Origin of the sequence: Paracoccus marcusii (assembly GCF_028621715.1) — a bacterium.
GTDB lineage: Bacteria > Pseudomonadota > Alphaproteobacteria > Rhodobacterales > Rhodobacteraceae > Paracoccus > Paracoccus marcusii.
In genome coordinates, this window is record NZ_CP117466.1 from 1,718,920 (window position 1) to 1,739,438 (window position 20,519).

Genomic DNA, 20,519 nt, shown 5'->3' on the forward strand with positions numbered 1-20,519 from the left:
CCTTATATGGCGGCGCCGGACCGGCGATGCCAGAGCCTGCGCCCCGCCCAGATTGCCGCAGCCAGCATCGCGGCCGCCGCAAGTGCCTTGAGCGCCGCGGCCTCGTCCCCGCGAAAGCCGCGCCCGGCCAGATGCCCCGCGCCCAGATGCAGCGTGGCCCAGATCGCCTCTCCGGGGACCGAGGCGGCCATGAACCGCGCCAGCGACACCCCCGCGGCCCCCGCGACGTAGTTGGTGGCCGGACCAAGCGGCGTGACCAGCCAGCGCGACAGGAACACCGCTCCCGCGCCGCGCCGGGCGATCAGCGCCTGCGCCCGCGCCAGGATCGCCCCCCGCCTGCCGCGCATCAGCCACGGCCGCATCCGGCGCGCCAGCAGGAACGCCGCCGCGTCGCCCGCGCTGGCCCCCAGCACCGCGCCCGCGCCGATCAGCCCCAGGTCCAGGTGCCCGGTCCCCGTCAGCGCCCCCGCTGCCACCAGCACCGCCGAGGTCGGCACCGGGACCATCATGCAGGACAGGAACGCCATCACCCCCACCAGCCACGGCCCCCAGACCGGCAGCAGGGCCGTCAGCTGGGCGATCATCCCAGCACCCGCATGGCGCGCGTCAGCCCGTCCAGCGTCAGGGGCAGCATCCGGTCGGGAAAGACCTGCTGCACCATGCCGATGGATTGGGTGTATCCCCAATGCGACTCGGGGACGGGGTTCAGCCAGACATGGTCGGGCCAGGCCCCGGCAAGGCGCTGCAGCCAGACCTGCCCGGATTCGGGATTCCAGTGTTCGTTGGCCCCGCCCGGCACCGCGATCTCGTAGGGCGACATCGACGCGTCGCCCACCACGATGCATTTGTAGTCGCGGCCATAGCGGTGCAGCACGTCCCAGGTGGGCGTCTGCGCGTCCCACCGGCGGCGGTTGTCGGTCCAGACGCCTTCGTACAGGCAGTTGTGGAAATAGAAATGCTGCATGTGCTTGAATTCGGCGCGGGCGGCGCTGAACAGCTCGTCCACGACGCGGATATGGTCGTCCATGCTGCCGCCCACGTCCAGGAACAGCAGCACCTTGACCGCGTTGCGCCGTTCGGGCCGCGTCTGCACGTCGATATAGCCGTGGTCGGCGGTGGCGCGGATCGTGCCGGGCAGGTCCAGCTCGTCCGCGGCGCCGTGTCGCGCCCACTGGCGCAGGCGCTTCAGCGCGACCTTGATGTTGCGGGTGCCCAGTTCGGCGGTGTCGTCGAAATCGCGGAACTCGCGCTTGTCCCAGACCTTGACGGCGCGGCGGTGGCGGCTGCCGTCCTGGCCGATGCGCACGCCTTCGGGGTTGTAGCCATAGGCACCGAAGGGCGAGGTGCCCGCGGTGCCGACCCACTTGTTGCCGCCCTGATGGCGCCCCTGCTGTTCGGCCAGCCGCTTGCGCAGCGTATCCATCAGCGCCTGCAGGCTGCCCAGGCCCTGGACCTGCGTCTTATCGTCGTCCGACAGCAGCTTTTCGGCCAGCTTCTCCAGCCACCCCTCGGGCAGGGCGCGGGGGTCCAGCAGGTCGCCGACATCGACCTGCTCAAGCCCCGAGAACGTGTCCGAGAACGCGCGGTCGAAGCGGTCGATATGGCGTTCGTCCTTGACCAGCACCAGCCGGGCCAGGCCGTGGAACCCCTCGACCGTCATGCCGTCCAGGCCGGCGCCCATGCCCTCCATCAGATCCAGCCATTCCCGCAGCGAGACGGGAACCCCGTGCCTGCGCAGATTGTCCAGAAAGGGCAGGAACATCAGCTCATCCGATGAACGATGATCGTGGCGACAACGCCGATCATGGCCAGGCCAAGCGCGAAGGCCACCGCATACTGGATGCGGTCGGCGCGCGTGCCGCCCAGCTGGCCGGCGCGGCGCCAGCCCAGGATGGCACCGATGATGACGGCTGCGATGACGATCATGACGGTCCTTCCCGTGGCACCCAAGGCCCCCAGCAGATACCGCGCCCGGCCCCCGCCCGCAACCGCGACCGCTTGTCCCCGCGCGGCCGTGCCACTAGCGTCGCCACCGGGACGGAGGATCGGCATGCAGGATTTCGGGGATTACGACTATATCATCGTGGGCGCGGGCTCGGGCGGGTGCGTGCTGGCGAACCGGCTGTCGGCCGATCCCGCGAACCGGGTCCTGCTGCTGGAGGCGGGGGGGCATGACAACCGCTTCTGGGTGCATGTGCCGGTGGGCTATCTCTATGCGATGGGCAACCCGACCCTGGACTGGTGCTATCAGACAGAACCGGAACCCGGTCTGAACGGGCGCCGCCTGAACTATCCGCGCGGGCGCGTTCTGGGCGGGTGTTCGTCAATCAACGGCATGATCTACATGCGCGGGCAGGCGGCCGATTACGACCGCTGGCGGCAGATGGGCAACGCGGGCTGGTCCTGGTCCGACGTGCTGCAGCATTTCCGCGCGACGGAGCGTCATTACGAACCGGCCTGCGACATCCACGGCGACCAAGGCGAATTGCGGGTCGAACAGCAGCGGCTGCGCTGGCCGATCCTGGACGCGGTGGCCCAGGCCGCGCAGGAGCTGGGCCTGCCCGCCAACCCTGACTTCAACCGGGGCGACAACCTGGGCGTCGGCTATTTTCCGGTCACGCAGCGCAAGGGCATCCGCTGGAACGCAAGGAAGGCCTTCCTGAACCCCGCCCGCGGCCGCCCCAACCTGCGGATCGAGACGGATGCCCAGGTCCTGCGCCTGCAGATGGACGGCCGCCGCGTCACGGGCGTCCTGTTCGACCAGCACGGCCAGCGCCGGCTGGCGCGCGCGCGGGGCGAGGTGATCCTGGCCGCGGGCGCAGTCAATTCGCCCGCGTTGCTGGAACTGTCGGGCATCGGTCAGCCGGACCGCCTGGCGGCCTTGGGCATCGCGCCCGTCCATGCCCTGCCGGGGGTGGGCGAGAACCTGCAGGATCACCTGCAGCTGCGCACCGTGTTCCGTATCCGCGGCGCGCGGACGTTGAACGACCGGGCGCGGACGATCTGGGGCAAGGCCGGCATCGCGCTGGAATACGCGCTGCGCCGGACGGGGCCGATGGCGATGGCGCCCAGCCAGCTGGGGATATTCGCGAAATCGTCCGATGCGTTCGACACGCCCAACATCGAATATCACGTGCAGCCGTTGTCCCTGGGCAAGTTCGGCGACCCGCTGGACGATTTTTCGGGGCTGACGGTGTCGGTCTGCAACCTGCGGCCCGAAAGCACGGGGTCCGTGCACATCACCGCGCCCGATCCCCGGACGGCCCCCGCCATCGCGCCGCGCTATCTGACGACCGAGGGCGACCGACAGGTGGCCATCGACAGCCTGCGCCATGCGCGCCGCCTGATGGCGACCGCCCGCATGGCCGAATTCGCGCCCGAGGAGCACAAGCCGGGCGCGCATCTGCAAAGCGACGCCGATCTGGCGCAGGCGGCGGGAGAGGTCGGCACGACCATCTTCCACCCGGTCGGCACGACGCGGATGGGGTCGGACCCGATGGCCGTGGTCGATGCGCAGCTGCGCGTGCACGGGCTGTCGGGCCTGCGCATCGCCGATGCCGGGGTGATGCCCGCGATCGTGTCGGGCAACACCCATGCACCGGTCACGATGATCGCGGACAAGGCGGCGGGGATGATCCTGGCGCGTTAGGTCAGCATGGCGCGGAACGCGTGCCAGCTGGCCTTGGGGGTCCGCACCATCGTGTCATAGTCCACATGGACCAGGCCGAAGCGCGGGCCGTATCCCCAGCCCCATTCGTAATTGTCCAGCAGCGACCAGTAGAAGAACCCGCGCACGTCCACGCCCTGATCCATCGCCGCCTTTGTCGCGCGCAGGTGATCGCCGATGAACCGGATGCGGGCCTGATCGTCGGTCGGTACCTCGGAGGCCATGCCGTTCTCGGTCACATACACCGGCAGGTTGCCGGTGTGGTCGCGCGCCAGGCGGGTCAGGAATTCGGTCAGGCCCTCGGGGCGGATCTCCCAGTCCATCTGGGTCTTGGGCAGGGGGCCCGGCACCTCGGAGGCGTGGGGCCACAGCCCGTCGTTCCGGGTGTACAGGCGCCGGGTGTAGTAGTTGACCCCCAGCCAGTCCAGCGGCTGCGCGATCAGGTCCATGTCATCCTGCCAGCGGTCGGGCAGATGCGGCCCGATCCCGGCCAGCGCGGCGTCCGGGTATCCCTGGCCCATCAGCGCGCGGATGAACCACTGGTTATAGATCGCGTCCTGCGTCTCTGCCGCCTGTTCCGCCTCGGCGGTGGTGTCGGCGGGGTGGCTGGTCTCGAAGTTCAGCACGATGCCCAGGTTCGTGGCGCCATCGGCGCGCAGCGCCTGCATCGCGGTGCCATGCGCCAGCAGGACGTGGTGCATGGCGCGGCTGGCGGCGCGGATGTCACGCAGGCCGGGGGCGTGGTGGCCGAGGAAATGCGACAGCCAGGCGATGCACCAAGGCTCGTTCAGGGTGGCGGCCGATGCCACGCGGTCGCCGATGCGGGCGTTGATCGTGGTGCACAGGTCCGCGAAACGCTGCGCGATGTCGCGGTTCTGCCAGCCGCCCTGCGACGACAGCGCCGCGGGCAGATCCCAGTGGTGATAGGTCAGGAAGGGCTTCAGGCCGCGTTCCAGCATGCCGTCGACCAGCTTGTCGTAGAAATCCAGACCATCGGGGTTCACCGTCACCCCGTCCGGCATCACCCGCGCCCAGGAGGTCGAAAAGCGGTAGCCGTCAAAGCCTGCGTCGCGGATCAGGTCCAGGTCCTGCGGCCACAGCCGCAGGTGATCGCAGGCGCGGCTGCCGTCGCTGTCATCCATGATGTTGCCGGGCGTGGCGGCAAAGGTGTCCCAATGCGACGGGCCCGCGCCGGCCGTGCCCTCGATCTGATAGGCCGAGGTGGCGGCGCCGAAGGTAAAACCTGCGGGAAAGTCGGTGCGGGGCGGCAGCATGGGGGATCCTCCTGATGGCGCAACCATGCTGGCATGTCCGCGCGGGGCGCGAAAGGGGTCAGGCGCCGCCGTTCACGCGCGCGGCGCCATCTGCCGCCAGGCAAAGGCCAGCACGAAGACCGCGGTCAGGATCACGATGATCGTGGGGGCGGGCGCGCTGTCCAGCCAGAAGCTGGCCCAGATGCCCGCCAGCGCGCTGGCCACCGCGATGGCGGTGGCCAGCGCCATCATCACCGCCAGGCGGCGGGTCAGCAGGAAGGCGATGGCGCCGGGCGCGATCAGCAGCCCCACGGCCAGGATGATCCCCACCGCCGACAGCATCGCCACGACCGACGCCGCGATCATCGCCAGCATCCCGTAATGCAGCCAGCCCACCCGCAGCCCCGACACCCGCGCCTGCACCGGATCGAAGGCCAGCAGCGCGAAATCCCGCCATTTGAGCAGCAGCGCCAGCGTCACGGCGGCGGCGATGGGCAGGGCCTGGGCGAAATCGCCCGGCCCGATGCCGAGAATGTTGCCGAACAGGATATGGTCCAGATGCACCCCGGGCGGAAAGACCGTGAAGAGGATCAGGCCGACGGCGAACATGCCTGCCATGACCACGCCAAGCGCGGTGTCGGACTTGATGCGGCTGTTGGCGTCCAGCCAGCCCGAGGAGAGCGCGCAGACCATGCCCGCCGCGAAGGCCCCGACCAGCAGCGGCACGCCCATCGCATAGGCCAGCACGATGCCCGGCAGGACGGCGTGGCTGATCCCGTCGCCCATCAGCGCCCAGCCCTTGAGGACCAGAAAGCAGGACAGCAGCGCCGCCGGGATGGCCACGATCACCGCGATCAGCGCCGCGTCCGCCATGACCGGAAAGGTGAAGGGCAGGATCAGCGCGTTCATGGCCGCGCCCTGACGGCGTCGCGGGCGCGGCGGCGCGTGGCGCGCAGCCCGTGGGTGGGGGCGAAGACGAAGGCCGCCAGGAAGATCAGCGTCTGCAGCGTCACGATGATGCCGCCCGTGGCCCCGTCCAGGAAGAAGCTGGCATAGGCGCCGATGGCCGAGGTCGTCGTGCCGATCACGACCGAGATCACGATCAGCCGCGGAAAGCGGTCGGTCAGCAGATAGGCCGTGGCCCCCGGCGTCACCACCAGGGCGATGACCAGGAAGGCGCCGACGGTCTGCATCGCCGCCACGGTCGAGGCCGCCAGCAGGGTGAAGAACAGCGCCTTCATGCGGTTCGGATGCAGGCCGATGGTGCGGGCGTGGGTCTCGTCGAAGAAGACCACCATCAGGTCGCGCCATTTCATCAGCAGGATCGCAAGCGAGACGGTCGAGATCAGCACCAGCTGGATCACGTCGGCTGGCGCGATGGCCAGGATGTTGCCCATGGTGATCGCCTGCAGGTCCACCGCGACCGGGTTCAGAGACACCATGAACAGCCCGATGCCGAAGAAGCCGGTGAAGATCAGGCCGATGATCGCGTCCTGTTTGAGCCCCGTGCGGGTGTTCAGGAACAGCATGGTCAGCGCTGCAAGCCCTCCCGACAGGAACGCGCCAAGCGCGAAGGGCAGGCCCAGCATGTAGGCCCCCGCCACGCCCGGCACGATGGAATGGGACAGCGCGTCGCCGATCAGGCTCCACCCCTTGAGCATCAGGTAGGCCGAGAGGAACGCGCAGACGCCCCCGACCAGGGCCGAGACCCAGATCGCGGTCGCCATGTAACCATAGGTGAAGGGCGTCAGGGCCAGATCGATCATCAGGCGTCGCGCGCGGGGGTTTTGCACCCCCGCACCCCCGCAGGGTATTGGGGCAAAGGAGAAATGCTCATGCGCCGCCCCCCGTCCGGTGACGGTCGTCGTAGAAGATCAGCGGGCGTTCGTCGTCGGTGAAGACGTCCACGTTGCGCGCGTCCGCGTCGGCATGCAGGTCGGTGCCGCCCAGCATGAAGTGGCGCAGCGTGCCGCCGAAGGCCTGGCGCAGGTTGGCGGGTGTGAAGGTCGTCTCGGTCGGGCCGAAGGCCAGCACCGTGCCTTTGACCAGCACAACGCGGTCGCAATATTCGGGGACCGAGCCCAGATCGTGGGTCGAGACCAGCATCACCCGGCCTTCGTCGCGCATCTGGCGCAGAAGCGTGATGATCGTCTGTTCGGTCTGCACGTCGACGCCGGTGAAGGGTTCGTCCAGCAGGATCACCCGCGCCTCCTGCGCCAGCGCGCGGGCGAGGAAGACGCGCTTCTTCTGGCCGCCGGACAGCTCTCCGATCTGGCGGGTGGCGTAGTCGGTCAGGCCCACGCGGGCCAGCGCCTCGGTGACGGCTTGGCGGTCGGCGGGGCGGGCGCGGCGCAAAAAGCCCATATGGCCGTAGCGGCCCATCATCACCACGTCGCGCACCAGCACGGGGAAGGTCCAGTCGACCTCCTCCGCCTGGGGGACATAGGCGACGAGGTTGCGCGACAGGGCCTGGCGCACGGTCAGGCCCAGGATGCGCACCTGACCCGTGGCATGGGGCAGCAGGTCCATCAGCGCCTTGAACAGCGTCGATTTTCCCGCGCCGTTCACGCCGACCAGCGCGGTCACCGAACCCTGTGGCACGGTGAAGCTGGCTTGCGCCAGGGCGCGGTGGCCGTTGCGATAGGCAACCGTCAGATCGCCGACCTCGATGCCCAGGGGGTCGCGCTGGGTCTGAGGGTCAGCCATCGGCCAGCGCGTCCACGATGGTCTGCGACGTGACCCGCAGCAGGTCCAGATAGGTGGGCACGGGCCCCTCCGTGTCCGACAGGCTGTCCACATAGAGGACGCCGCCATAGTCGGCCCCGGTTTCCGCTGCGATGCTGCGCGCCGGACGGTCCGAGATGGTGCTTTCCGAGAAGATCACCGGCGCGCCGGTGTCACGCATGGCGTCGATCAGGGCACGGACCTGCTGGGGCGTGCCCTGGCCTTCGGCGTTGATGGGCCAGAGATACATCTCGGTCAGGCCGAAATCGCGGGCCAGATAGCTGAAGGCGCCTTCGGAGGTGACCAGATAGCGGCGATCCTGGGGCAGGGCGCGGGCGGCGTCACGCAGCGGGCCCACGACATCGGCGATCTGCTGCTTGTAGTCGTCCGCATTCGCGGCATAGGCGGCGGCATTGTCGGGGTCGGCCTGGGCCATCGCGGCGGCGATGTTGTCGACATAGATCTGTGCCGAATCCAGCGCCATCCAGGCATGGGGGTTCGGCTTGCCTTCGTAATCGCCGCTGCGGATCGGCAGGGGGTCGATGCCCTGCGTCACCGTGACGATGGGCACGTCGCCCGCGCGGTCCAGGTATTGCTGGGCCCATCCGTCCAGGTTCAGGCCGTTGACCAGGATCAGATCGGCATCGGCGATGCCGATGATGTCGCGCGGGCTGGGTTGATAGTCGTGGATCTCGGCCCCTGGCGGGGTGATTGACCGCACCTCGGCCAGGTGGCCGCCCACATTGCGGGCCATGTCGGCGATCACGGTGAAACTGGTGGCGACCTGCAACTGGTCAGCGGTCGCATGGGTCGGGATCAGGAACAGGAACGGCGTCAGGAATCGATACATCGCATCCTCCAATGCCCCTGTTATCTGCGAACGGTTCGCAACTGTCAACAGTTGAGAACCAGTTGCAACTGGACCCCGGCTGCGGCAGAATGCGCGGATGACCAGACGACGTGCGGACAGGTTGGAGCAGGCGTTGCGGGATGCGGGGGTCCGCGTCACGCGTCAGCGCGCGGCGCTGCTGCAGGTGATCGCCGCAGCCGACGATCATCCGGACGCGGCCGAGCTGCATGCCCGCGCGGTCACCGCCGGGGCGGGGGTGTCGCTGGCCACGGTCTATCGCACGCTGACGACGCTGCAGGCGCAGGGCGTGATCGAGAAGCTGGAATTCCAGGGCGAACCCGCCCGCTGGGAGGCCGCCGACCAGCGCCACCACGACCACATGATCGACGTGGACAGCGGCGAGGTCATGGAGTTCACCAACGAACGGATCGAGCGCCTTCAGGCCGAGATCGCCGCCGAGATGGGATATGACATCGTCCATCACCGGCTGGAGCTGTATGTGCGGCGGCGCTGATGCAGGTGTTCGACAAGATCATCAGCGATCGAGGGTCGCGCTATGCGGTGTCGGGCGGGCCGGCCGCCGACCGGGCGGCGGTGGCCGCGATGCTGGCCGAGCTGACGCGGGTCAAGCGGTTCCAAAAGGCGACCCATCACAGTTGGGCCGCCATCCTGGGCGGCGAGGGCGTCAAGGATGACGATGGCGAAAGCGGCGCGGGGCAGCTGATCCTGCAGATGCTGGAACGCGCCGGCCTGCAGGATCATGTGGTCATCGTCACGCGCTGGTACGGCGGCAAGCATCTGGGCGGGGACCGGTTCCGGCATGTCGCCGATGCGGTGCGCCATTACCTGCGCGAGACGGGGGCGGGCTGACCCGGAGACGGGTCACCCCCTCGGTCAGGGCCGGAACATCACCTTGCCGGTGCGGCCCGGCGTCAGGGCGGCGGTGACGGCCTGGGTCGGTTCGTCCAGTCCGAAGGTGCCGCCCGCGGTCAGGTCCAGCTTGCCGTCCATGACCAGCCCGATCAGTTCGCCGAACATGCGCTGGCGATCCTCTGCCGGGGTGGCGGGCATCACCTTGGCACCCCAGAAGCCCTTGACGGACAGGTGCTTGAAGATGATCGGCCCGGCAGGCAGCTGCAGGTCCTCTCCGGTGGTCGAACCGAAGGTGACCAGCAGCCCCTCGGTGCCCAGCAGGTCGACCAGCCCCGCCGCGACCGCGCCGCCCACGGAATCGACCGCCGCGCGGGCGCCGTCCTTGCCCACGATCGCGCGCGCCTTGGCCACCCAGTCCGGGTCGCTGGTCGAGATGACGTCGGTCATGCCCATCGCGGTCAGTTCCTCGACCGCTTCGGGGCGGCGGACCAGGTTCAGCAGGCGCACGCCGCGCGACTGCGCCAGCACGGCCATGATCTTGCCCACCGCGCCGTTGGCGGCGGTCTGGATCACCCAGTCACCGCGCGATACGTGCAGGAACTCCAGCAACGTGATGGCGCTGAAGGGCATGGCGATCAGCTGGGCCGCGGCCGCGTCGGGCATCTCGTCGGGGACAGGGATTGCGCCAGCGGCCTGGGCCACGGCGTATTCGGCCCAGGACCCCTTGAGGCCCGCGACGGCGACGCGGCGGCCCTTCAGGGCGGGGTCGACGCCGGGGCCGGTCTCCTCGACGATGCCCACGGCCTCGCTGCCGGCGGTGGCGGGCAGGTCGGGACGCACGCCGTAATTGCCGCGGATGGTCCACAGGTCGTGATTGTGGATGGGCGACAGAAGCACGCGGACCAGCAGCTCGCCGTCCTGCGGGGCGGGACGGTCGGTGTCGGTCGACTGCAGCACGTCGGCGGGTTCGCCGAAGCGGTCATGGGTGACGCTGCGCATAAGATATCCTTTCGGTCCTGTTCGTTGCAGCTGACCTAGGCATTGCCCCCCGCCGTTGCCAGTGCCGGCGCGCGGGCGGCGACAGGATGACTCCGCGTCAAGCGGCCCGTTCGGCGGGAACCTCGCGGGCCAGCGCCCGCGCCTCGGCCCGGTCCAGGGCGGCCAGGATCTGGTTGATCGTGGCCCCCTGCGCCCGCTGCCGCTGCCAGATGCGCAGGCAGGATGCGGGCGACCAGGGGAGGGCGGCGCGGCTCAGCCAGGCGCGCAGCGGCGCAGGCAGCGCGTCGAAGGCCGCCATGGGGTCGCGCGTGCGCCGCCGCTGGCGCTGCGCGGTCCGGCCCAGGTTGGCACAGCGGCGCATCAGCACGACGCGGCCTCCTCCACCGGATCGACCACCACCAGCAGCCGCGTCTGGCCGGGGATGGCGGGCGGCGACCGGTGCAGGATGCCCGTCGGCTGGGCCCCCCAGGTCCGGCCGCGGAACAGTGCGGCGGTGCCCGTGGGCATCTGCTGGATGCGGTCGACCTGGGCCGGACCACTCACGGGACCGAACTGCGTGCCCGCCCCGCGCAGCGTGCAAAGCAGCCGTGCGCGCACTGCATCCAGATGCCATTTCGGACAGGACTGGCCATCCGTGACCTCGACCCGCAGGGTGACCATCAACGCGCCCAGGGAACGCGCCGCGTGCTGCGCCAACTCGGCGATCTGGTCGATCAGCGCGCTGCGGTAATCGCAATCCGCCAGCGCGGCCGCGTCGCAGGCATGGCGCAGGGCCGTCGCGGCGTCCTGCGGGCGCATGGTCTGGCGCAGACGCGGCAACCGGTCCGGCGGCAACGCATCCAGCCAGACCTGCCATGCAGGATCGGTGGTCCGCTGCCACAGCGCGACCGCGACGCCGGGCAGCGCGATGGTCCCCAGCACGCGCGGATCGTGGCCGCTGTTCATCGCCGTCGCGGGGGTTGGTCGCAGGGCGACGCGCTGGTTCATGCCGCGACCTCCGTCGCGCGGCGCCAGGCGGGAAAGGGGTCGGGCAGGGCGGTCCAGCCGGCCGGGTTGTCGCCCCATTCCTCGCCCAGAAGGCAGGCGTCCAGGCGGGCGCGGATGCGATCCTCGTCCATGCCGGTGCCGATGAAGACCAGCTCCTGCCGCCGGTCGCCGAAGGGGTCGGACCAATGCGCGTCCAGATAGGCGCGCCCCTCGGGGTGGGTCGGCCAGCGGTCGCGTGGGACCGAGGCCCACCACTGCCCCAGGGGCCGGACCGAGGACAGCGCCCCCGCCAGAGAGAACTCGGCCACCCAGTCGGGCCGCGTGGCGACCCAGAAATGCCCCTTGGCGCGGATCACGCCGGGCAGGGGGCCGTTCAGCAGCTCGTATATCTTGCGCGGCTCGAACGGCTGGCGGGCGCGATAGACGAAGCTGGCGACGCCGTATTCCTCGGTCTCGGGGGTGTGGTCGGCATGGCCGTACAGCTCCTTGGCCCACATCGGATGGGTATGGGCGCGGTCGAAATCAAACAGGCCGGTGTTCAGGATGTCGCGCGGCGCGACGCGGCTGTGATCCGTCTTGATGATGCGCGCGTCGGCGTTCAGCGCCCGGATGATCTTGCGCGCGGCATCCACGCGGGCGGGTCCGGCATCGCTGCATTTGTTCAGCACGATCACGTCGGCGAATTCCATCTGGTCGGTCAGCAGATCGACCAGCGTGCGCGCGTCGGCGTCGCCCATCACCTCTCCGCGGTCGGACAGGAAATCGTGGCTGGAGAAGTCGGCCGTCAGGTTCACCGCATCGACCACCGTCACCATCGTGTCCAGCCGCGCCACGTCGGACAGGCTGGCGCCGCTGTCATCCACGAACTCGAAGGTGGTGGCGACGGGCAGCGGCTCGCTGATCCCGGTCGATTCGATCAGCAGATAGTCGAACCGCCCCGCCTGGGCCAGGCGGCGCACCTCCAGCAGCAGGTCCTCGCGCAGGGTGCAGCAGATGCAGCCGTTCGACATCTCGACCAGGGTCTCCTGTGTCTGCGACATGCCGCCCTCGGCGCGGACCAGGTCGGCGTCGATGTTCACCTCGGACATGTCGTTGACGATGACGGCGACGCGCAGCCCGTCGCGATTGTTCAGGACGGCGTTCAGCAGTGTCGTCTTGCCGGCGCCCAGAAAGCCGGACAGGACGGTGACGGGCAGGCGGGGATCGTGGGTCATGGCAGGTCCTCGGTGCTGTGGCTGGTCAGGTTAGTTATAGTATAACATTACTGATGACAATCCTGCAGCCTGCCTTGCCCGCCCCATTGACGACCCGCCCCCGATGGGCCATGCCGCGCGGATGCTGCACATCGATGACATCTCCTATTCCATCCAGGGCCGCCCGCTGTTCGCCGGCGCCTCGGCATCCGTGCCCGAAGGGCACAAGGTCGGCCTTGTGGGTCCGAACGGCGCGGGCAAGACGACGCTGTTCAAGCTGATCCGCGGCGAACTGGGCCTGGACGGCGGCGCCATCAGCCTGCCGACGCGCGCCCGCATCGGCGGCGTGGCCCAGGAATCGGCCGCGACCGCGCTGTCCGTGCTGGAGACCGTTCTGGAGGCAGACCAGGAACGCACCGCCCTGATGGCGGAATCGCTGACCGCGACGGACGCGCATCGCATCGCGGACATCCAGACCCGCCTGACCGACATCGATGCCTGGTCGGCCGAGGCCCGCGCCGCGACGATCCTGGACGGGCTGGGCTTCGACACCGCCGACCAGCAGCGACCGACCAGCGACTTCAGCGGCGGCTGGCGGATGCGCGTGGCGCTGGCGGGGGTGCTGTTCGCGCAGCCCGACCTGCTGCTTCTGGACGAACCGACCAACTATCTGGACCTGGAAGGCGCGCTGTGGCTGGAGACCTATCTGGCCCGCTATCCGCACACGGTCATCATCATCAGCCACGACCGCGGGCTGTTGAACCGCGCCGTCGGCCATATCCTGCATGTCGAGGACAAGAAGCTGACGCTGTATACCGGCGGCTATGACAGCTTCACCCGCATCCGCGCCGAAAAGCGTGCATTGCAGGCCGCCGAGGCCAAGAAGCAGTCCGAGCGCCGCGCCCATCTGCAAAGCTTCGTCGACCGCTTTGGTGCCAAGGCCAGCAAGGCCCGCCAAGCCCAGGCCCGCGTCAAGGCGCTGGCCAAGATGGAGCCGATCACCGCGCCCGAAGAGGCCAAGTTCTTCCGCTTCAGCTTTCCCCAGCCTGAGGAGCTGTCGCCCCCCATCGTCGCGATGGAAGGGGTCAATGTCGGCTATGGTGACCGCACCGTGCTGTCGCGCCTGGGGCTGCGCATCGATCAGGACGACCGCATCGCGCTGCTGGGCCGCAACGGCCAGGGCAAGTCGACGCTGTCCAAGCTGCTGGCCGGCCGCCTGACGCCGATGGCCGGCAAGGTGGTGCAGTCGAACAAGCTGCGCGTCGGCTATTTCGCCCAGCACCAGGTCGACGAGCTGTCGCTGGACGACACGCCGCTGGACCACATCCGCGCCGTGCGCCCGAACGAGGCGCAGGCGCGCCAGCGGGCCCGTTTGGCCGGTTTCGGCCTGATGGAGGCGCAGGTCGAGACCAAGGTCCGCGCCCTGTCCGGCGGCCAGAAGGCGCGCCTGTCGCTGCTGCTGGCCACGATCGACGCGCCGCATCTGCTGATCCTGGACGAACCGACCAACCACCTGGACATCGAAAGCCGCGAGGCCCTGTCCGAGGCGCTGAACGATTACACGGGCGCGGTCGTGCTGGTCAGTCACGACATGCACCTGCTGGGACTGGTCGCGGACCGGCTGTGGCTGGTCAAGGACGGCGCCGTCGCCCCCTACGAGGGCGATCTGGATGATTACCGCAAGTTCCTGCTGTCGGGCGACGCGCCCGCCGAGAAGTCCGGCGAGAAGACCCCCGAGGCGGCTAAGCCCGCCGCCCCGAAGAAGCCGAACCGCGATGCGGTGCTGGCCCTGCGGTCGGACGTGCGCAAGTCCGAGGAGCGGGTCCAGAAGCTGACCGAGATGATGGGCAAGCTGGACGTCAAGCTGGCCGATCCGGGCCTCTACAACGATCCCTACGAGGCCGAGAAATGGGGCAAGAAGCGGGCCGAGGCCGTGCGCGCCCTGGCCTTTGCCGAGGAGCTGTGGATGGCCGCGCTGGAAAAGCTGGACGCGGCCGAAAAGGGCTGACGGCGGGGTGATCATCGCGCTGTTGCGAAAATGCGGCGCATGGCCCAGGATAAGACGCGGACAGGTTGTGCCTTGCGGGGCACGGCCATAGATACCCGGAAAGCCCTTTTTGCGCGGAATCGCCCCCATGAAATATGCCTTGGCCCTTGCCGTCCTGTTCGCCGTTCCTGCCCATGCGCAGGATTTCGGGGCAACCGGGGGGCGCACGTTCTCGGTCGATCTGGGCGTCGGTGCGGCCCTGCGCCCGGCCTATCCCGGTGCCGAGGATGCCGAGGTCGCGCCGTGGATCATCTGGCGCGACGCGGGCTTCGGTCCGGTCGGTACGGCCCCTGCGCAGGGATTCTCGATCGCGCCGTCCTTTGGCACCGTGGGCAAGCGTGAAAGCAGCGACGACGCGGCCCTGACGGGGCTGGACGACATCGACCGCGCCTATGAGCTGGGCCTGCGGGTCAGCTATGGCGCGGGGCCGGTGACGGCCTATGGCAGCGTGCGCCGCGGGTTCGAGGGCCATGAGGGCATCACCGGAGAGGTCGGCGCGAAGTACCGCACCGAGCTGAGCGACCGCGTGACCCTGTGGTCCGGGGCCGAGGTCGTCTATGGCAATGACGACTTCAACAACACCTATTTCGGCGTGACGCCGGCCGAAAGCGTGACCAGCGGCCTGCCCGCCAGCGCCCCCGGCGGCGGTCTGAACGAGGCCGCGATCACCTTCGAGGCGCGCTATGCCATCAACGACACCACCGCCGTCCTGGGCGAGGTGCGTTACGGCAAGCTGATCGGCGACGCCGGCGATTCGCCGGTCGTGCAGGAAGAATACCAGCCCTCGCTGCGCCTTGGCGTGACGCGTCGGTTCTCCTTCGGCTTCTGATCGCCGCAGGGTCAGGGGATCGGGGTCGCGCGTGGCGCGGCCCCTTTTTCTTGGCCAAATGTTTTAAGCCTGAAATAATTTCTTGACAGGTCGCGCCCGCCTGTTGCGTTCTGGTGTCAAGGCATCCGAACCGGGCCGCGACCAACGCGGTCCCCGCCAACAGGGAAAGACCGCACCATGACCCAGACCCGTTCGCTGATCGCGGCGCTTGCCGCAACGACCGCCCTGGCCGCCCCGGCCATGGCGCAGGACGACACGCTGACCGTGGGCGTGCTGCTGACCCTGTCCGGCCCCGGCGCCGTGCTGGGAGAGATGGCGCGCGACGGCTTCCTGCTGGCCGCAGAGGAGATCGGCGATCTGGGCGGCATCCCCACCGAGATCATCGTGGTCGACGACGAACAGAAGCCCGACGTCGCCGCCAACAAGGCCCGCGAACTGGTCGAGCGGAACGGCGCGGACATCGTGGTCGGGCCGATCTTCTCGAACGTCGCGGGCGCCATCGTGCAGCCGGTGACGCAGGGGGGCGGCATCCTGATCAGCCCGAATGCCGGCCCGTCGAACCTGGCCGGGGCGGAATGCAACAAGGCCTTCTTCGCGACGTCCTATCAGAACGACCAGATGCACGAGGTGATGGGCGCCCATGCGCAGGCGCAGGGGTTCCAGAACGTCTTCCTGCTGGCCCCGAACTATCAGGCCGGGCAGGACGCGCTGGCGGGCTTCAAGAAAAGCTATACCGGCGGCGTCGCCGGAGAGATCTTCACCCAGATGGGTCAGCTGGACTATTCCGCCGAACTGGCCCAGATCGCCGCGATGCAGCCCGATGCGGTCTTCGCCTTCATGCCGGGCGGCATGGGTGTGAACCTGGTGCGCCAGTATCGCCAGGCCGGGCTGGAGGGCATCCCGTTCCTGTCGGCCTTCACCGTGGACGAGGCGACGCTGCCCGCGCAGGCCGAGGCGGCCCTGGGCTTCTTTGCCGGGTCGAACTGGGCGCCCGATCTGGACACGGCGGAAAACGCCGCTTTCGTCGCGGCCTATGAGGCGAAATACGGCCATGTACCCGGCGTCTATGCCATGCAGGGCTATGACGCGGCCCGCCTGATCGACGGCGCGCTGCGCAAGGCGGGCGGCACCGACCGCGACGCGCTGATCGCAGCGCTGGAGGGGGCGCCCTTCACCTCGGTCCGCGGCGATTTCAGCTTTGGTCCCAACCACTTCCCGATCCAGGACTTCTACCTGACCACGGTGGTGCAGCGCGAGGACGGCAAATTCGCCACCTCGGTCGTCGAAAAGATCTTCGACGACTATCAGGACAATTACGCCGCCAACTGCCAGATGAACTGAGCCGATGACCAGCCTGTTCCTGCTGCAGCTGCTGAACGGGGTGCAGCTGGGGGTCCTTCTGTTCCTGATCGCCGCCGGGCTGACCCTGGTCTTCGGGATCATGGATTTCGTGAACCTGGCCCATGGCGTGATCTACATGGTCGGCGCCTATCTGGTGGTGATGTTCGCGGGCATGACCGGCAGCTACGGGCTGGGCCTTCTGCTGACCCTTCCGGCAACGCTGGTCATCGGGCTGGTGCTGGAGGCGCTGATCTTTCGCAGGCTCTATGACCGCCCGCATCTGGATCAGGTGCTGGCGACCTTCGGGCTGGTCATGGTGGTGACGGAGCTGGTGAAGATCATCTGGGGCCAGTCGCCGCTGTCGATCCTGCCGCCCGACGCGCTGTCGGGGTCGGTGCCGCTGGTGGGCGCGCTGCGCTATCCGGTGTTCCGGCTGGCGGTGATCGCGGCGGGGCTGGCGGTCGCGGTGGGGCTGTGGCTGGTCATCACGCGCACCCGCATCGGCATGCGCCTGCGGGCGGGGGCCACGAACCGCGCGATGGTGGGGGCGCTTGGCGTCGATATCGGGCGGCTGTTCACCGTCATCTTCGCCTTTGGCGCGATGCTGGCAGGGTTCGCGGGGGCGATGGTGGCACCCATCCTGTCGGTCGATCCGGGGATGGGGGAAAGCGTGCTGATCCTGGCCTTCGTGGTGATCGTCATTGGCGGTATCGGCTCGGTCAAGGGCGCCTTCGCGGGCGCGCTGCTGGTGGGGATCGTCGACACGCTGGGCCGCAGCTTCGGCCCGATCATCCTGCGCGCGGTGATGGAGCCGTCCGCCGCCGCCCAGACCGGGCGCGTGCTGGCGCCGATGCTGGTCTATGTGCTGATGGCCGCGATCCTGGCCGCCCGGCCGCAGGGCCTGTTCGGAGCGCGCCCATGACCCGCTGGTTGATGCGCCGCCGGGTGGCGGCCTGGGCGATCTTCGGCGGTTTCGCCCTGTTGCCGCTGGTCGCGGCGCTGACGGGGGACCCCTATCTGGTGGTGGTGGCGACGCGGATCCTGGCCTTCGCCATGGCCGCCTTGGCGCTGGACCTGATCCTGGGCTATGGGGGCATGGTCAGCTTTGGCCACGCGGCCTATCTGGGCATCGGCGCCTATGCGGTGGCGATCCTGTCGCGCGCGGGCATCACCGATCTGGGCGCGCATCTGGGCGTGGCGGTGGTCGCGGGTGCGGGTTTCGCGCTGGTCACCGGGGCGATCAGCCTGCGCACGCGGGGCATCTATTTCATCATGATCACGCTGGCCTTCGCACAGATGGCCTATTTCTTCTTCGTCTCGCTGTCGGCCTATGGCGGCGATGACGGGGTGACGCTGACGGCGCGGTCGACCGTGCTGGGGCAGGACTGGCTGGCCGATGATCGGGTGCTCTATTACGCGGCGCTGGCGATGCTGGCGGGGCTCTATCTGCTATGTGTCGCGATCACCGGGTCGCGGTTCGGGCGGGTGCTGACCGGGGCGCGGGAAAACCCGCTACGGATGCAGGCGGTGGGCTTCACCCCCTTCCGGTTCCAGCTGACGGCCTTCGTCATTTCGGGGGCGATGACGGCCATCGCCGGGGTGATCCTGGCCAATCAGGCCAACTTCGTCTCGCCCTCCTACATGAACTGGCACCGCTCGGGGGAACTGGTGGTGATGGTCGTCCTGGGCGGCATCGGCAACCTGCTGGGCGCCATCGCCGGGGCGACACTGGCGCTGCTGCTGGAGGAATGGCTGGCGCTCTTCACCGAACATTGGCGGCTGATCTTCGGCACGCTGCTGATCCTGGTCGTGCTGTTCTCGCGCGACGGGCTTACGGGGCTGTTCAGGGGGCGCGGGAAATGAGCCTTCTCTCCGTGCGCGGGTTGCGCAAATCCTATGGTGCGCTGAAGGTTACCGACGATCTGGACCTGGAGGTCACCGAGGGCGAGCTGCACGCCATCATCGGCCCGAACGGCGCGGGGAAATCCACGCTGATCGCGCAGCTGTCGGGGCAGGCGGGGTCGGATGCGGGCTCGGTCCGTTTTGCGGGGGCCGAGATGATGGGTCGCCCCATGCCCGCGCGGGTTCGGGCGGGCATGTCGCGCAGCTTCCAGATCACCTCGATCCTGCCGGGCTTCACCGTGCTGGAGAACGTGGCCACCGCCGTGCAGGCCCATGCGGGCAGCAGCTTCCGCTTCTTCGCCCCCGTCGCACGGGACAACGGCCTGAACGCACAGGCGCGGGACGCGCTGTCTCGCGTGGGTCTGGCCGACCGCGCCGACACCCGCGCCGGCAGCCTGTCGCATGGAGAGAAACGTGCGCTGGAGCTGGCCATCGCCCTGGCCACAAGGCCGCGCCTTCTGCTCTTGGACGAGCCCTTGGCCGGGACCAGCGGGGCAGAGGCCGAGCGTCTGGTCCAGGTCATGGCAGGCCTGAAGGGGCAGGTGACGCTGGTGCTGATCGAACATGACATGGACGCGGTCTTTGCGCTGGCCGACCGGGTCAGCGTGCTTGTCTATGGCCGGATCATCGCGACCGGCACGCCCGATCAGGTCCGCGCCGACCCGGCGGTGCGCGCCGCCTATCTGGGGGATGCGTGATGCTGGTCGTCGAGGGGCTGCAGGCCGGTTACGGAGAGGCGCAGGTCCTCCACGACATCCACCTGTCGGTCGGGCAGGGGCAGGTGGTGACCCTGCTGGGCCGCAACGGCATGGGCAAGACGACGACGATCAGCACGATCTTTGGCCTGCTGGCGGCGCGGGGCGGGCGGGTCAGCATCGACGGGCGCGACGTGACCCGCGCCGCGCCGCACCGCATCGCGCGCGCGGGCCTGGGCCTGGTCCCCGAGGGGCGGCAGGTCTTTCCCACCCTGGACGTGCGCGAGAACCTGATCGCCACCGCGCGCCCCGGCCATTGGACCCTGCCGCGCGTCCTCGCGCTGTTCCCGCGCCTGGCCGAGCGCATGGGCCACAAGGGCAGCGAGCTGTCGGGCGGCGAGCAGCAGATGCTGGCCATCGGCCGGGCGCTGATGACCAACCCCCGCCTGATCGTGCTGGACGAGGCGACCGAGGGCCTGGCCCCCCTGATCCGGGACGAGATCTGGTCCTGCCTGACGCGCCTGAAGGACCAGGGCGAGGCCATCCTGATCGTGGACAAGAACCTGTCGGCCCTGACCCGCTTTGCCGACCGCCATGTGGTGATCGAGAAGGGCCGCACCGTCTGGTCCGGCGACAATGCGCAGCTTTTGAACGATTCCGCTGTGGCAGAACGGCATCTGGGCGTCTGACGGACGCACATCCCCCTTTACCGGCGCGGCCTGCGCGACATAATAAGATGCATTGGTCTGCGGCGACTGCCGCCCGTTTTTTTTCAGGAATTCATCATGCGTCCGTCCGCGCGAATCGTGACCCTCGGTCTTGCTTTCGCGCCGCTGATGCTGGCCGCCTGCCGAGTCGATGCCGGCGGAGGCGGTGAGGCACCGACCGTCCAATGCGCCCCGGCCCAAGGTGTGGACATGGTCCAGGCCGATGCCCTGTGCGACGCGCTGCGCGCCCAGGACCCCAAGGGCGGGATTCGCCTGCGCGTCCTGGCCACGGGGCCCACGGCGTTGTCGGCACAGCTGGACCGCGTGACCGACCAGGGCGACCGGCCCGGCCAGCGGATGGATTTCAGCGTCACGGACCGGGACCTGCAGCCCGACGATTTCACCAGCTTTGCCCGCGACCTGCTGCGATACGGGTTGCCCGATTAGGAAAG

General features: G+C 69.0%; 23 protein-coding genes. 11 read left to right on the top strand and 12 right to left on the bottom strand.

What is annotated here, in order from left to right; translation table 11 throughout:
• Window positions 1-2: 2 nt before the first annotated feature.
• Genes PRL19_RS08530 through PRL19_RS08540 form a run of 3 tightly spaced genes read right to left on the bottom strand, consistent with a single transcriptional unit; the run spans window position 3 to window position 1,926 of the window.
• A complete protein-coding gene (locus tag PRL19_RS08530; protein WP_273742627.1) occupies window positions 3-584 on the bottom strand; it encodes a DedA family protein in 582 nt (193 codons plus the stop codon).
• The gene (locus PRL19_RS08535; RefSeq protein ID WP_273742628.1) at window positions 581-1,762 is read right to left on the bottom strand and encodes a vWA domain-containing protein; all 1,182 of its coding nucleotides are present in this window, start codon (window positions 1,760-1,762) and stop codon (window positions 581-583) included. The genes PRL19_RS08530 and PRL19_RS08535 overlap by 4 nt, the downstream gene beginning before the upstream one ends.
• Complete coding sequence (locus PRL19_RS08540) at window positions 1,762-1,926, bottom strand: hypothetical protein (protein WP_164871398.1); 165 nt, start codon at window positions 1,924-1,926, stop codon at window positions 1,762-1,764. The genes PRL19_RS08535 and PRL19_RS08540 overlap by 1 nt, the downstream gene beginning before the upstream one ends.
• A gap of 124 nt (window positions 1,927-2,050) precedes the next feature.
• Here PRL19_RS08540 and PRL19_RS08545 point away from each other — a divergent pair, with 124 nt between their 5' ends.
• Window positions 2,051-3,649 carry a GMC family oxidoreductase gene (locus PRL19_RS08545; RefSeq protein WP_273742629.1) on the top strand — a complete coding sequence of 533 codons (1,599 nt, stop codon included), beginning with the start codon at window positions 2,051-2,053 and terminating at the stop codon, window positions 3,647-3,649.
• Here the strand turns inward: PRL19_RS08545 and PRL19_RS08550 are convergent.
• From PRL19_RS08550 to PRL19_RS08570, 5 genes are all read right to left on the bottom strand, one after another.
• Window positions 3,646-4,941, bottom strand: a complete 1,296-nt coding sequence (locus tag PRL19_RS08550; protein WP_273742630.1) for a GH1 family beta-glucosidase — start codon at window positions 4,939-4,941, stop codon at window positions 3,646-3,648. The two genes, PRL19_RS08545 and PRL19_RS08550, sit on opposite strands and share 4 nt — an antisense overlap.
• Before the next feature lie 72 nt (window positions 4,942-5,013).
• The gene (locus tag PRL19_RS08555) at window positions 5,014-5,829 is read right to left on the bottom strand and encodes a metal ABC transporter permease (protein WP_273742631.1); all 816 of its coding nucleotides are present in this window, start codon (window positions 5,827-5,829) and stop codon (window positions 5,014-5,016) included.
• A complete protein-coding gene (locus PRL19_RS08560) occupies window positions 5,826-6,686 on the bottom strand; it encodes a metal ABC transporter permease (protein WP_273742632.1) in 861 nt (286 codons plus the stop codon). Before PRL19_RS08560 ends, PRL19_RS08555 begins: the two co-directional genes overlap by 4 nt.
• Before the next feature lie 67 nt (window positions 6,687-6,753).
• Window positions 6,754-7,626 (bottom strand): manganese/iron ABC transporter ATP-binding protein, encoded by an 873-nt coding sequence (locus PRL19_RS08565; RefSeq protein WP_273742633.1) that lies wholly within the window; start codon window positions 7,624-7,626, stop codon window positions 6,754-6,756.
• Entirely contained in the window at window positions 7,619-8,494 is an 876-nt protein-coding gene (locus tag PRL19_RS08570; RefSeq protein ID WP_273742634.1) for a metal ABC transporter solute-binding protein, Zn/Mn family, read from the bottom strand. Before PRL19_RS08570 ends, PRL19_RS08565 begins: the two co-directional genes overlap by 8 nt.
• A gap of 97 nt (window positions 8,495-8,591) precedes the next feature.
• On the opposite strand from PRL19_RS08570, the gene PRL19_RS08575 reads away from it, so the two are divergent.
• Both PRL19_RS08575 and PRL19_RS08580 read left to right on the top strand, forming a co-directional pair.
• Window positions 8,592-9,008, top strand: coding sequence for a Fur family transcriptional regulator (locus PRL19_RS08575; RefSeq protein ID WP_046000164.1), 417 nt, complete (start codon window positions 8,592-8,594; stop codon window positions 9,006-9,008).
• Complete coding sequence (locus PRL19_RS08580) at window positions 9,008-9,364, top strand: YigZ family protein (protein ID WP_273742635.1); 357 nt, start codon at window positions 9,008-9,010, stop codon at window positions 9,362-9,364. The genes PRL19_RS08575 and PRL19_RS08580 overlap by 1 nt, the downstream gene beginning before the upstream one ends.
• Window positions 9,365-9,388: 24 nt before the next feature.
• Here the strand turns inward: PRL19_RS08580 and PRL19_RS08585 are convergent, their stop codons facing one another.
• The 4 genes from PRL19_RS08585 to PRL19_RS08600 form a co-directional block, all read right to left on the bottom strand.
• Complete coding sequence (locus PRL19_RS08585; RefSeq protein ID WP_046000166.1) at window positions 9,389-10,366, bottom strand: zinc-binding dehydrogenase; 978 nt, start codon at window positions 10,364-10,366, stop codon at window positions 9,389-9,391.
• Between the two features lie 97 nt (window positions 10,367-10,463).
• Window positions 10,464-10,727, bottom strand: a complete 264-nt coding sequence (locus PRL19_RS08590; RefSeq protein WP_273744485.1) for a DUF6525 family protein — start codon at window positions 10,725-10,727, stop codon at window positions 10,464-10,466.
• Entirely contained in the window at window positions 10,727-11,353 is a 627-nt protein-coding gene (locus tag PRL19_RS08595) for a DUF1826 domain-containing protein (RefSeq protein WP_273742636.1), read from the bottom strand. Before PRL19_RS08595 ends, PRL19_RS08590 begins: the two co-directional genes overlap by 1 nt.
• Window positions 11,350-12,567, bottom strand: a complete 1,218-nt coding sequence (locus PRL19_RS08600; RefSeq protein WP_273742637.1) for a GTP-binding protein — start codon at window positions 12,565-12,567, stop codon at window positions 11,350-11,352. The genes PRL19_RS08595 and PRL19_RS08600 overlap by 4 nt, the downstream gene beginning before the upstream one ends.
• Window positions 12,568-12,688: 121 nt before the next feature.
• On the opposite strand from PRL19_RS08600, the gene PRL19_RS08605 reads away from it, so the two are divergent.
• The 8 genes from PRL19_RS08605 to PRL19_RS08640 all read left to right on the top strand — a co-directional run bounded on the left by PRL19_RS08605 (window position 12,689) and on the right by PRL19_RS08640 (window position 20,514).
• A complete protein-coding gene (locus PRL19_RS08605; RefSeq protein ID WP_273742638.1) occupies window positions 12,689-14,554 on the top strand; it encodes an ABC-F family ATP-binding cassette domain-containing protein in 1,866 nt (621 codons plus the stop codon).
• A 127-nt stretch (window positions 14,555-14,681) separates the two neighbouring features.
• Window positions 14,682-15,422 carry a MipA/OmpV family protein gene (locus PRL19_RS08610; protein WP_045981524.1) on the top strand — a complete coding sequence of 247 codons (741 nt, stop codon included), beginning with the start codon at window positions 14,682-14,684 and terminating at the stop codon, window positions 15,420-15,422.
• Window positions 15,423-15,599: 177 nt separating this feature from the next.
• Entirely contained in the window at window positions 15,600-16,763 is a 1,164-nt protein-coding gene (locus PRL19_RS08615; RefSeq protein WP_273742639.1) for an ABC transporter substrate-binding protein, read from the top strand.
• A 4-nt stretch (window positions 16,764-16,767) separates the two neighbouring features.
• On the top strand, window positions 16,768-17,685 hold the full coding sequence (locus tag PRL19_RS08620; protein ID WP_273742640.1) for a branched-chain amino acid ABC transporter permease: 918 nt from the start codon (window positions 16,768-16,770) through the stop codon (window positions 17,683-17,685).
• The gene (locus PRL19_RS08625; RefSeq protein WP_273742641.1) at window positions 17,682-18,626 is read left to right on the top strand and encodes a branched-chain amino acid ABC transporter permease; all 945 of its coding nucleotides are present in this window, start codon (window positions 17,682-17,684) and stop codon (window positions 18,624-18,626) included. The genes PRL19_RS08620 and PRL19_RS08625 overlap by 4 nt, the downstream gene beginning before the upstream one ends.
• Window positions 18,623-19,363, top strand: coding sequence for an ABC transporter ATP-binding protein (locus PRL19_RS08630; RefSeq protein ID WP_273742642.1), 741 nt, complete (start codon window positions 18,623-18,625; stop codon window positions 19,361-19,363). The genes PRL19_RS08625 and PRL19_RS08630 overlap by 4 nt, the downstream gene beginning before the upstream one ends.
• Complete coding sequence (locus PRL19_RS08635; protein WP_148910508.1) at window positions 19,363-20,049, top strand: ABC transporter ATP-binding protein; 687 nt, start codon at window positions 19,363-19,365, stop codon at window positions 20,047-20,049. Before PRL19_RS08630 ends, PRL19_RS08635 begins: the two co-directional genes overlap by 1 nt.
• 228 nt (window positions 20,050-20,277) lie before the next feature.
• The gene (locus tag PRL19_RS08640) at window positions 20,278-20,514 is read left to right on the top strand and encodes a hypothetical protein (RefSeq protein ID WP_273742643.1); all 237 of its coding nucleotides are present in this window, start codon (window positions 20,278-20,280) and stop codon (window positions 20,512-20,514) included.
• Window positions 20,515-20,519: the final 5 nt, after the last annotated feature.